Below are 10,854 nucleotides of genomic sequence, written 5' to 3'. Positions count from 1 at the left end.
GTGCCGGAGAAGGGACTTGAACCCTCACGCCCGAAGGCACAGGAACCTAAATCCTGCGTGTCTGCCAATTTCACCACTCCGGCGGCAGGGCTCAGTGTAGGGCCCCAGGTGGGGGCGCTCAGTCGGCGACCGGGTGCAGTGCGGGGTCGTCGACGGCGAAGGTACGGACCGGGCCGGGCCCGGTCTGAGCCGTCTCGAAGCGGACGGTGACCCGGCCGAGGCCGGTGCCCCAGACCCAGCCGGGGCCGTGATCGTCGTGGACGACGTCAGCGCCGGCACGGTAGGCGGGTGGCACCGATCGCTGGTTGAGCTTGTCGAAACCAATTTGTTCGTCGGTTGTGGTCTCGACAAGCTCGACCGACGGGCCGGACGTCTCGAAGAGGGCTTCCTGGGCGACCTCGGTGAGGCCGGCGACGCCGACGCCGAACAGGCGGAGGCCGCGCGGGACGTCCACGCCGTCCAGGAGTGCGCGGGCGATGGTCGCGATCACCTCGGGGTCGTCGGTGGCTCCTTCCAGGGTGCGCGAGCGGGACAGCGTGGTGAAGTCCGGGTAGCGGGCCTTGATGGTGATGGTGCGGGCGAACAGGTGTGCCGCCGACAAGCGTCGGGCGACGGTGCCGGCGTCGCGGGTGGCGATGGCATCCAGCCGGGCGCGGTCGGTGACGTCGGTTTCGAAGGTGTCCTCCACCGAGATGGACTTGGTCTCCCGGTCGGGCTCCACCGGGCGGTCGTCGCGGGCGAAGGCGAGCGCGCCGATCCATTCCCCCTGGGCCCGGCCCAGTTCGCGGGTCAGCTCGCGCTGCGACAGTCGTTGCAGGTCGGCGACGGTGCTGACCCCGAGCCGGGCCAGCTTCTCCATGGTGACCGGGCCCACCCCGGGGATCGCTCGGGCCGGCAACGGCGCGATGGTCTCCACCTCGGTTCCCGGAGCGATCAGCCGGACGCCGTCCGGCTTGGCCAGTTCGCTGGCGACCTTGGCGATGAACTTCGACGATCCGACGCCGACGGACGCGGTCAGCCCGCCGGTCTCGTCGGTGAGCCGAGCCCGCAGCTGCGCGACCTCGTCCAGCACTGCCTCCGGCTCCAGCGAGCGGTCCCCCACCGCGAGATCGACGAACGCCTCGTCCAGGCTGAGCGGCTCGACCAGCGGCGACAGTTCTCGCAGCAACCCCATCACGATTCGGGACGCCTGCCGGTAGGCCCCGAACCGTCCGAACAGGAACGCCGCATGCGGGCAGCGGCGCCTGGCCTCGTGGGTGGGCATGGCCGAATGCACACCGAACACCCGGGCCTCGTACGAGGCCGTCGCGACCACCCCGCGCTGGCCGATGCCGCCGACGATCACCGGCTTGCCGCGCAGCGACGGCTTGTCCCGCTGCTCGACGGCGGCGAAGAAGGCGTCCAGATCAAGATGCAGGACGGAGGCGTGCGGACGCATCAGAGTCCGTCGGCGTCCCGCCGCCGGTATTGGACGAAGGCGAAGCCGTCCCGCGGTTCGCGGGCGACCTGGTGCCACTGGCCGGGGTCGACCTCCGGGAAGAGCACCGTGCCCTCGGCTTCGGCGTCCACCTCGGTCAGATCGAGGTCGGTGAGCGACGGCCAGGCCTGACGGTAGATGGTGCCTCCGCCGGCGACATAGATCTCGTCGTCGAGCGACCGGGCAAGCTCCAGGGCCTCGTCCAGCGAGGCGACTGCGTAGCCGACCGCGCGTCCGTCGCTCGGCAACTCGATCCGTGCCGGATCACTGGTCACCACAATCGTGGTGCGTCCGGGGAGCCAGCGTCCGATCGCGTCGTGGGTGGCGCGGCCCATGATCATCGGGTGGCCGAGGGTGACCCGCTTGTAGCGCGCCCAGTCCTCAGCGATCTCGAAGGGCTGGCGCTCGCCGTCCCCGATCACGCCGTTGGAGCTCACGATCGCGATACCGATGATCCGCACCCGCTGAGCTTATCGAGCCAGTTCGTGCACCAGTTCGTGGATCACCCGATGCACCTCGGCGTCCCGGAGCGGACGGAAATGACCGGCCGCCTCCAGGCTCACATTGCGGGCTCCCTCGAGCCGGCTGCCCTCGGGAATCACCTGGTCGTGGGTGGGTTGCAGCGAGATGATCCGGGCGTTCACCTCCAGCTGGGCCGACAGTTCGGTGATCGCCGCGCCGCGTGGTGCGAACACCCCCAGCGGGGTCCGGCCGAAGATCGGCCAGGACAGCGACGAGCCGCCGAACGGTGTACTGAGCGCCACCATGCCGAGGATCCGGTCGGCGCAGGACGGGTCCAGCATGGCCAGCTTGCCGATCAGACCGCCCTTGGAGTGGGCGACCAGGATCACCTTCGACAACTGGTGGGCTTCCAGGTAACCGGCGACGATCCGCTCCGCGGCCGGCAGCGGTGAACCGTTGGCGCCCAGCGCCGCGATCAGATGCACCGGATGGCCCGCGGCGTTCAGCGACCGGGCCAGCGGCACCAGGTAGGGCCAACGCTCCCAGATACCCGGCAGCAGCACGATCGGGGTGTGGTGGTCCGGATCGGGGCCGGGCTCACGGAAGGCGTCCGGGCTGCCGGAGCGGCTGAACGCCCGCAGCCACCAACCCACCCCGTAGGCCCAGTCCAACAGACCGCCGAACCGGCGCCGGATCATGCGGTGCCGACGCCGGCGAGGTCGAGCAGTTCGTCGGCCAGCTCCCGATAGCTGTCGTGGACGACGCCGTGCGCGGCACCCGGAATGGTGACAACCCGGCTGCCCGGCACCGCGGACGCCAACAGCTCACGCCAGGCCGGTGGGCTGATCAGGTCATGCTCACCGCTGGCCAGCAGCAGCCTCGCCTTCGCCAGCGGCAGCCGCTTGTCGATCGGGTACGAGATCACCTTCGGCACGGTGTCTAGGATCCAGCGCAGGCCGGCCCGGGCATAGGCGGCGGTGGCGGTGATCGTGTTGCCGGGCGGTTCGTAGATCGACGCCTGCAGGAAGCGACGGATCACCTGCGGCAGCGTCCGCTCGGCGCTCACCACCACAGGACCGACCAGCATCGAGGCGCTGCTGTAGGACGGGTACTGAGCCAGAACCTCGGCCACCACCTGGGCGCCCATGGAATGTCCGACCAGCAGCGGATCGTCGACATCGAGGTCGTCCAGTGCCCGCTTCACCACGTCGGCGAAGTCGACGATCGACATCCGGTGCCGTGGTTTCGGCAGATCGTGGAAGCCGGGGAGGTCGAACAGCAGCACCCGCCCGTAGGGCGACAACTGGTGCGCCAGCGGCAGGAAGAACCGCGACGAAACCCCAAGCCCGTGCACCAATACGAAGGTCGGGACGTCGGGCGACTCGGCCAACTCGGGCCGCATCGTCCATTCCTCGTAGACCCGGACGCGGGCGTCGCCGTACTGGAACTCGTGCACGGTGAGCCGGTCCAGACCGGACTTCCTCCGACCCAGCAGGAACCGTCGCCGCGCCATCGTGCTTTCCTAGACCGCGATCGGAGCCTTGATGCCCGGATGCGGGTGGTAGTCGAGCACCTCGATGTCGTCCAGGGTGAATGCGTCGATCGCGGTCACCTCAGGGTTGAGCCGCAAGGTCGGCAACGGACGCGGTTCGCGACTCAACTGCAGATCGGCCTGTTCCAGATGGTTCAGATAGAGGTGGGCGTCGCCGAAGGTATGCACGAAGTCGCCGACCTCGAGCCCGGTCACCTGCGCGACCATGTGGGTGAGCAGCGCGTACGAGGCGATGTTGAACGGCACCCCGAGGAAGAGGTCCGCCGAGCGCTGGTAGAGCTGGCAGGAGAGTCGTCCGTCGGCGACGTAGAACTGGAACAGTGCGTGGCACGGCGGCAGCGCCATGGTGTCGATGTCGGCGACGTTCCAGGCCGAGACGATGTGCCGGCGAGAATCCGGGTTGGTCTTGATCGCCTCGATCACCTGGGCGAGCTGGTCGATGTGCCGGCCGTCCGGGGTGGGCCAGGAGCGCCACTGGTGGCCGTAGACCGGACCCAGGTCACCGTTGGCGTCGGCCCATTCGTCCCAGATGGTGATGCCGTTGGCATGCAGCCAGGCCAGGTTGGTGTCGCCGCGCAGGAACCACAACAGCTCACCGAACACCGAGCGGGTATGCACCCGTTTGGTGGTCAGCAGCGGGAAACCCTCGCGCAGATCGAAGCGCAGCTGGTGGCCGAAGATGCTGCGGGTTCCGGTGCCGGTGCGGTCGCCCTTGGTCACTCCGGTGTCGCGCACCAGCCGAAGCAGATCCAGATACTGCTGCACCGCTAACCCTCTTCCCGCTCGGCCGGCCCTGCGCCGACCCGTCCCTCGTCGACCAGCCCCTCGCCGACCAACCACTGCAACATGGCTCGGACGGCCTGGCCGCGATGGCTGATCGCGTCCTTCTCGGCCGGCGACAGCTCCGCGTTGGTGCGGGTGTGTCCCTCGGCTACGAAGATCGGATCGTAACCGAAGCCGTTGCCGCCGCGGGGCTGCGACACCAGGGTGCCCTCCATCGCGGCCCGGACGACATGCTCGGTGCCGGCGGCGTCCACGAAAGCCACAGCGCAGACGAACCGGGCGGTGCGTTCCGCCGGGTCGGTGTCGGCCAGTTGGGCGATCAGCAGGTCGAGGTTGGCCTGATCGGTGGCACCCTTGCCGGCCCAGCGGGCCGACCGGACGCCGGGCATGCCGTTGAGCAGGTCGACCGCGATACCGGAGTCGTCGGCCAGCGCCGGCAAACCGGTGGCGGCCACGCAGGCCCGGGCCTTGAGCAGCGCGTTGCCCTCGAAGGTGCGCTCGGTCTCGGCCGGTTCGGGGTAGCTCGCCACGTCGTCCAGGCCGAGCACCTCGAGTGCGAGGCCCTGTTCGGCGACCACGCGGCGCAGTTCGCTGAGCTTCTTGGCGTTGTGCGTAGCCAGAACGATCTTCATGCGGTCAGTGCCGCCTGCTGCAGCCGGGTGAGCTCCGCGGTGCCGGCGACCCCCAGGTCGAGCAGGGTGTCCAGCATGGCGCGGTCGAAGGGCATGCCCTCGGCGGTGCCCTGCACCTCGATGAACCGGCCGTCGCCGGTGGTCACCACGTTCAGGTCGACCTCGGCGGCCGAGTCCTCGACGTAGGCCAGGTCGAGCAGCGCGGCGTCCTCGACCACGCCCACCGACACCGCGGCCACCGATCCGGTCAGCGGCTCGCCGGCCAGCGCGTTCCGTTCCCGCAGCCACTCAACGGCGTCGGCGAGCGCCACGTAGGCGCCGGTGATCGCGGCGGTGCGGGTGCCGCCGTCGGCCTGCAGCACGTCGCAGTCGAGCACGATGGTGTTCTCGCCGAGCGCCTTGTAGTCGATCACGGCCCGCAGCGAGCGTCCGATCAGCCGGGAGATCTCGTGGGTGCGGCCGCCGATCCGGCCCTTCACCGATTCGCGGTCGCTGCGGGTGTTGGTGGCCCGGGGCAGCATCGCGTACTCACTGGTCACCCAGCCCAGGCCGGAGCCCTTGCGCCAGCGCGGCACGCCCTGGGTGACGGACGCCGCCACCAGCACCCGCGTCCGGCCGAACTCGACCAGCACCGACCCTTCGGCGTGATCGAGCCAGTTGCGGGTGATGGTGACCGGACGCAGCTGGTCGGCCGCGCGTCCGTCGGTGCGGGTGTAAGTCATGGAGCCATCCCACGACCTCGCACCGCGTGGTGTCAAAACCTGACGCCCACCCCGCACGCTCTGGTGAGACCGTTGGGCTGGGGGTCCTCGACCGGGGCAGGCACAAAACTGCTACGACCGCGGATCGCGGCTGAGCCGGACGGTGAACGTCGAGCCGGCACCGGGTTCGCTGGTCACCTCGATGTCGCCGCCGTGGGTGTGGACGATCTCGCGACAGATGGCCAGGCCGAGGCCGGTGCCCGCGGTGGTGCGGGATTCTTCGGCCCGGTAGAAGCGGTCGAACACATGGGGCAGGTGTTCGGCGGCGATGCCGTCGCCGGTATCGGTGACAGCGATCCTCACTTCGTCGGGCAGTCCCCGCACAGTGACCGCGATGCTGCCGGCCGGGGTGTGTTTGATGGCGTTGTCGAGCAGGTTCACCAGCAGCCGGATCAGCGCGTCGGTGTCGCCGACCACGCTGGCATCCCCCTCGGTGAGACAGGTCAGCCGCACCCGGTCGGCGTCGGTGAGCGGCCGCAGGCTGTCCACCACCTCCGGGACCAGCTCGGCCAGGTCGACCGGCTCCCACAACGGCTCGGACGCCTCGGCGCGGGCCAGCCGCAGCAGGTCGTCGGTGAGCGCGCGCAGCTTGTCGGTCTCCTCGGACAGGTCGGCCAGCGCCGCCTCGTACTCGGCCGGAGTCCGGCGCTGCTCGGCGATCACGCTGAGAATCGACTGCATCGCGGCCAGCGGGGTACGCAGTTCGTGCGCGGCGTCGTTGCTGAACCGGCGTTCCCGCTGGAAGGCCTCGTCGAGGCGGCCGAGCATCTCGTCGAAGGTGCCCGCCAGCCGTCCCACCTCATCGCGCGAGGGCGGCAGGCCGAGCCGTTCGGTCAGGTCGTGCGCCGAGATCCGGCGTGCGGTGGCGACGATGTGGTCGATCGGCCGCAGCGCCCGTCCGGCCAGGTAGTAGCCACCGACGCCGGCCGCCGCGACGATCATCGGCGAGCCGAGCAGCAAACTGAGCAGCAGGCGCTCCCGCAGTGCGTCGATGCTGCGCAGGCTCTCGGCGATCTGGATGACGGCCCCCACCTTGCCGTCGATCAGCATCGGCTGGGTCAGCACCCGCACCGAGCCGGTGCCCTCCGGATCAGGCCGGGTGTGCAGGCTGGAACGGCCGGCCAGCGCCTCGCGCAGAACCGCGGGCTCCACAGCCAGGCTGGCGTAAGGCCCGAGGGACTGCAGCACGGCACCGGAGGGGCCGAAGATCTGGATGCTCAGCCCTCGCGAGCGCAGTTCGTCGGTCAACCCGGCATCCAAGATCACCGGATCGTCGTCGACCTGCAACTTGCCGTCGTCGACGTCGGCGGTGGCGATCAGCTGGGTGGCGCCGAGCCGCAGTGAGTCGTCCAGGCTGGACGACAGCCAGTGCGAGACCGAGAAGTAGACGAACGCGCCGAAGGCACCGAGGGTGGCCAGCATCATCAGGCAGATCCACAACGCGAACCGGGCACGCAGCGTCACCTGCCCACTCCCCGCTCGGTCAGCCGGTAGCCCGCGCCACGCACCGTCTGCAGCAGCTTCCGCTCACGTCCGTCGTCGACCTTGCGGCGCAGATTGCGAATGTAGACGTCGACCACGTTCGACTCGTGGTGCACGTCGTAGCTCCAGACGTGTTCGGCGATCGCCTCGCGGGTGAGCACCCGCTCCGGTTCGCGCAGGAAGCACTCCAGAACGGCGTACTCCTTCGAGGTCAGGGTGATCTCATCGCCGGCGCGGGTGACCCGGCGAGTGGTGGTGTCCATGGTCAGATCTGCGAGCGTCAGCAGCGGTGAGCCGTCGCCGCCGTCCGAGCGACGGGTGAGGGCGCGCATCCTGGCCAGCAACTCCTTCAGCGAGAAGGGTTTGGCCAGGTAGTCGTCGGCGCCGGCGTCCAGACCCGCGACCCGCTCGTCGACCGCACCGCGGGCGGTGAGCATCAGGATCGGCACCCGGGAACCCTGGCGCCGCAACTCGCGGCACACCGCCAGGCCGTTGGGAGCCGGCAACAGGATGTCGAGCAGGATCATGTCGTAAGGGGTCGAACCGGCCCAGTAGAGCGCGTCCTGCCCGCTGTGGACGGCGTCGACCGCATACCCGTGTTCTTCGAGGCCCCGTTTCACGTAGGCGGCGATCCTGCGTTCGTCCTCGACGATCAAGACGCGAATGTCGATTCCTCCTGTTCGCGTCGAGGGTAGTCGCGGCAGATGAAAGCCAGATGAAGCGGGCTGGGTTCTGTGAGCCGGCTGTCGAGACTGGGAGTGTGACCGTCGATAGCAGCTCCGACACCCTGACCCCCGTTGGGCCGATGGCACGCCTGGTCGCGGCGCGGCCGGCGGCACCGGTCCGGAGCGAGCCCCGGGCGTCGGCGGCACCGTGGCTGGACCGGGCGACAGCCGGGCGCTGGATCGCTCTGGGGCTGGGCGTGGTTGCCGCTGTCGTCACCACCTGGGGTATCGCCACCCCGTGGCCGTGGAGCGATGAGGGTGCCACCTACCTGGCGCTGCAGCGCAGCTGGGGGGACCTGGCGGTGCTGTGGCAGGGTCCGGACGCCCCGATGGTGCCCTACTACTACCTGGCCAAGGCGTGGACGGCGGCGCTGTGGTCGTTCTGGCCGGCACTGTCGACGCTGGTCGCGGTGCGGCTGCTGTCGGCGGCGGCCGGGGCGGCCACCGTCGTCGTGCTGTACGCACTGGTGGCACGCAACGCCGGCCGGTTCGCCGGGGTGCTGGCCGGACTGGTGTTGCTCAGCCTGCCGGGCTTCGTCCGGTACGCCCAGGAGGCCCGGCCGTACGCCCTGCTCGCCCTGGCCGCGACCGTCAGCTGGCTGGCGAGCGACCGGCGGCTGCGTCCGGGACGGGTCGCGCTCGGCTTCCGCAGCCTGGTCCCCGCCTCAGGGCCGACCGGTGGCGTCGGCGCGGCCACAGGTCATCTGTTGAGCCTGGTGGCAGTGGGAGCGATCCACACCTTCGGGGTGTTCCAGTGGCCGGCGCAGCTGCTCGCCTGGCTGGTGGCGCCGGGCGAGTTGCGGTGGCGTCTGCGACGAGCCGCCTCGATCGTGCTGACGCTGGTGGCCGCGGCCGTGCTGGCCGGCGGACAGCTGGTGATGTCGGCAGCCCACGGGACCGGGGCTGCCGGCCTGGCCGCGCATCGGTTGGTGACACCGGCGACGATCACCGAACAACTGCTCCGCGCGATCTCGCTGACCTACGCGCTGCCGGTTTCGGCGATCGTCCTGATCCTGGCGCTGGTGGGCCTGTTCAGCCGCCCCGGCGGACGCCGGGAGTTGCCGGTCAGCCTGTTGATCTGGCTGGCGGTGCCGCTGGCTCTCGCGTTGGCGGTCGGCACGGTGCGGACCAATCTGTTCCGGCTGCGGTACTGGGTCGCCTTCCTACCGCCGCTGGCCGCTCTGGCTGCGCTCGGCATCGTCGCTGTCGCGGGTCTGTTCGTGCGGCTGGTGTGGCGGGCGCGCGCTGCCGATGCGTCTTCCTGGTCGGGGGGTGCGCGGGTCGCCGCGGGCGTCACCGCCCTGGCACTGCTCGCCGTCCAGGTCGCCACGGTGTTGCCGGCGCAGCGCTTCGTCCGCTCGGCGAACGGGCATTCGGAGAATCTGTCCGGCGTGTTCGCCGCGATCTCAGATACCCGAGCCGAGCATCCCGGCATCCCGGTGGTGATCACCAAGGGCAACGCGAACGGCATGATCGGTGCCGCCGATCCTGCGGTGATGGCGAACAATCCGCTGAGCCGGATCGACCCATCGGCGCACATCGTGTACAGCACCGTGCCGTCAGCCGAGGCCGTCCGGACGTCACTGGCGGGTGAGCAGTATCTGCTGTGGATCTACAAGGGCACCGTGACGGCTGCCGAGGCGGCCCGGGGTGTGCCGGCCGCCCTGGCCGACCTGCACCCGACGATTCTGCATGCGGCGCCGGCAGGGACGGGGTGGACGGCGGTCCTGATGGAGCTGCCGGGCTGAGCGGCATCACCCACCCCCCTGATCGAGCTTGCCGAGATCCTGGTTCCGACCAGCTCAACCGGCGGTGGTCAGGGCCGGTTCGACGCGGACCTCGAAGTTCACCGAGTTGGCGATGAAGCACCACTCGTGCGCGTCATGGTGGGCGGCGATCGCCTCCTCCACCATGGATGCGTCCCGCACCGTGACTCGAGGGTGCAGCACGGCCTCGCGGAAGGCGCCGCCGTTGCCCTGGACCTCCATCACCGCGGACGCCTCGTCGACATAATCGGTGACCACCACTCCCCTGGTGACGCAGGCGTGCAGGTAGGACAGCAGATGGCATTGCGACAACGCCGCCAGCAGCAGATCCTCCGGATTCCAGCGCGTCGGGTCACCGCGGAACGGCCGGTCCGCCGAGCCCAGCAGCACCGGCTTGCCGTCCACCTCGACGGTGACTGCACGGTCGTAGTCGCGGTACCCGGTCGTCCCCGCACCGAGGTTGCCGGTCCAGGTGGTTGTCAGTCGGTAGCGATGCTCGCTGGTCATGACAGCCAGCCTGGCACGAGGCGCAGTATCCGCCCACTAGAGTCGGACGCCGTGAACAGCAGTGACGCTGTCAGGAACGCGCGGTGTGCTCGGAGGCAAGCCGGCTCGCCAGCCCCTCGACATCGGGAGCGTTCCCGGTGTTGTCGAGGGTGACGTGCTCGGCGCCCTGCCAGGTGCAGTCGACCTGGCCGGCCTTGGCCCAGAACTCGTCCCAGTGGGCGATCTTCCAGGCATCCCGCTCCAGGCCGCGTCCGATCAGGCGGTTCCGGATCGCCTCGCCGTCCACTCGGACGTGCACCACCACGGGACGGATGTCGTCGCCCCAGCCGAGGCGCTCGGCGGCGTCGGTGAGGAAGGCGTCGCGGCGCAGGTAGCGGCCGAACGGGGCGTCCAGGACAACCGAATTACCCAGGGTGAGGTTGTCGGTGGCGACCCGCAGGATCGTCTCGTACTCCAGATCCATCACATGGTCTTGGTAGTACTGGTTGTTGTCCCGCTCGTGCGGGTCGCTGCCGGCCAGGGTGAGGATCGCCTCGGTGAAACCGGTCGCGACGGTGTCCTTGTCCAGGTAGGCCGCGCCGAGTCGTTTCGCGATGAGCTTGCTCGCGGTGGATTTTCCGCTGCCGGCGGGGCCGACGACGAAGAGTAGGTCTGACATCAGTGTCTCCTTCTCAGAGGTGCGTGTACGAGATCCCGGGGCAAGCCCG

12 protein-coding genes and 1 tRNA gene are annotated in these 10,854 nt (G+C 69.7%); 1 reads left to right on the top strand and 12 read right to left on the bottom strand.

Features of this window, described 5'->3' with window-relative positions; genetic code table 11:
• Position 1: 1 nt before the first annotated feature.
• The 10 genes from Q0066_RS03475 to Q0066_RS03430 form a co-directional block, all read right to left on the bottom strand.
• Positions 2 to 83: transfer RNA gene (locus tag Q0066_RS03475), tRNA-Leu, on the bottom strand.
• Positions 84 to 118: 35 nt separating this feature from the next.
• Entirely contained in the window at positions 119 to 1,438 is a 1,320-nt protein-coding gene (locus Q0066_RS03470; RefSeq protein WP_298130078.1) for a DNA polymerase IV, read from the bottom strand.
• Entirely contained in the window at positions 1,438 to 1,938 is a 501-nt protein-coding gene (locus Q0066_RS03465; protein ID WP_298130077.1) for a dihydrofolate reductase, read from the bottom strand. Before Q0066_RS03465 ends, Q0066_RS03470 begins: the two co-directional genes overlap by 1 nt.
• Before the next feature lie 9 nt (positions 1,939 to 1,947).
• On the bottom strand, positions 1,948 to 2,637 hold the full coding sequence (locus Q0066_RS03460; protein ID WP_298130076.1) for a hypothetical protein: 690 nt from the start codon (positions 2,635 to 2,637) through the stop codon (positions 1,948 to 1,950).
• Positions 2,634 to 3,452, bottom strand: coding sequence for an alpha/beta fold hydrolase (locus tag Q0066_RS03455; RefSeq protein ID WP_298130074.1), 819 nt, complete (start codon positions 3,450 to 3,452; stop codon positions 2,634 to 2,636). Before Q0066_RS03455 ends, Q0066_RS03460 begins: the two co-directional genes overlap by 4 nt.
• A 9-nt stretch (positions 3,453 to 3,461) precedes the next feature.
• Positions 3,462 to 4,256 carry a thymidylate synthase gene (locus Q0066_RS03450; protein WP_298130072.1) on the bottom strand — a complete coding sequence of 265 codons (795 nt, stop codon included), beginning with the start codon at positions 4,254 to 4,256 and terminating at the stop codon, positions 3,462 to 3,464.
• Between the two features lie 2 nt (positions 4,257 to 4,258).
• Positions 4,259 to 4,906, bottom strand: coding sequence for an RdgB/HAM1 family non-canonical purine NTP pyrophosphatase (gene rdgB, locus Q0066_RS03445; RefSeq protein ID WP_298130070.1), 648 nt, complete (start codon positions 4,904 to 4,906; stop codon positions 4,259 to 4,261).
• Entirely contained in the window at positions 4,903 to 5,628 is a 726-nt protein-coding gene (gene rph, locus Q0066_RS03440; RefSeq protein ID WP_298130068.1) for a ribonuclease PH, read from the bottom strand. Before rph ends, rdgB begins: the two co-directional genes overlap by 4 nt.
• A 111-nt stretch (positions 5,629 to 5,739) precedes the next feature.
• Entirely contained in the window at positions 5,740 to 7,131 is a 1,392-nt protein-coding gene (locus Q0066_RS03435; RefSeq protein ID WP_298130066.1) for an ATP-binding protein, read from the bottom strand.
• Positions 7,128 to 7,805, bottom strand: coding sequence for a response regulator transcription factor (locus Q0066_RS03430; protein ID WP_298130064.1), 678 nt, complete (start codon positions 7,803 to 7,805; stop codon positions 7,128 to 7,130). The genes Q0066_RS03435 and Q0066_RS03430 overlap by 4 nt, the downstream gene beginning before the upstream one ends.
• Positions 7,806 to 7,909: 104 nt before the next feature.
• Here Q0066_RS03430 and Q0066_RS03425 point away from each other — a divergent pair, with 104 nt between their 5' ends.
• On the top strand, positions 7,910 to 9,622 hold the full coding sequence (locus Q0066_RS03425; protein WP_298130062.1) for a hypothetical protein: 1,713 nt from the start codon (positions 7,910 to 7,912) through the stop codon (positions 9,620 to 9,622).
• Between the two features lie 54 nt (positions 9,623 to 9,676).
• On the opposite strand, the gene Q0066_RS03420 is transcribed toward Q0066_RS03425, so the two are convergent.
• Both Q0066_RS03420 and Q0066_RS03415 read right to left on the bottom strand, forming a co-directional pair.
• Positions 9,677 to 10,147: an OsmC family protein gene (locus tag Q0066_RS03420; protein WP_298130060.1), complete on the bottom strand. Its 471-nt coding sequence runs from the start codon at positions 10,145 to 10,147 to the stop codon at positions 9,677 to 9,679.
• Positions 10,148 to 10,217: 70 nt separating this feature from the next.
• Positions 10,218 to 10,805, bottom strand: coding sequence for an ATP-binding protein (locus Q0066_RS03415; protein WP_298130058.1), 588 nt, complete (start codon positions 10,803 to 10,805; stop codon positions 10,218 to 10,220).
• Between the last annotated feature and the right edge of the window lie 49 nt (positions 10,806 to 10,854).

The organism is Micropruina sp. (assembly GCF_027492755.1).
In the GTDB taxonomy this organism is placed as follows: Bacteria; Actinomycetota; Actinomycetes; order Propionibacteriales; family Propionibacteriaceae; genus Micropruina.
Note: the sequence above shows the minus strand (reverse complement) of the source record. Positions and strands in the feature narration are given on the sequence as shown.

Coding starts and splice junctions, on each gene's coding strand:
- Q0066_RS03470 (WP_298130078.1), bottom strand. CDS start 1,438: ATGCGTCCGCACGCCTCCGTCCTGCATCTTGATCTGGACGCCTTCTTC.
- Q0066_RS03460 (WP_298130076.1), bottom strand. CDS start 2,637: ATGATCCGGCGCCGGTTCGGCGGTCTGTTGGACTGGGCCTACGGGGTG.
- Q0066_RS03455 (WP_298130074.1), bottom strand. CDS start 3,452: ATGGCGCGGCGACGGTTCCTGCTGGGTCGGAGGAAGTCCGGTCTGGAC.
- rdgB (WP_298130070.1), bottom strand. CDS start 4,906: ATGAAGATCGTTCTGGCTACGCACAACGCCAAGAAGCTCAGCGAACTG.
- rph (WP_298130068.1), bottom strand. CDS start 5,628: ATGACTTACACCCGCACCGACGGACGCGCGGCCGACCAGCTGCGTCCG.
- Q0066_RS03420 (WP_298130060.1), bottom strand. CDS start 10,147: ATGACCAGCGAGCATCGCTACCGACTGACAACCACCTGGACCGGCAAC.
- Q0066_RS03415 (WP_298130058.1), bottom strand. CDS start 10,805: ATGTCAGACCTACTCTTCGTCGTCGGCCCCGCCGGCAGCGGAAAATCC.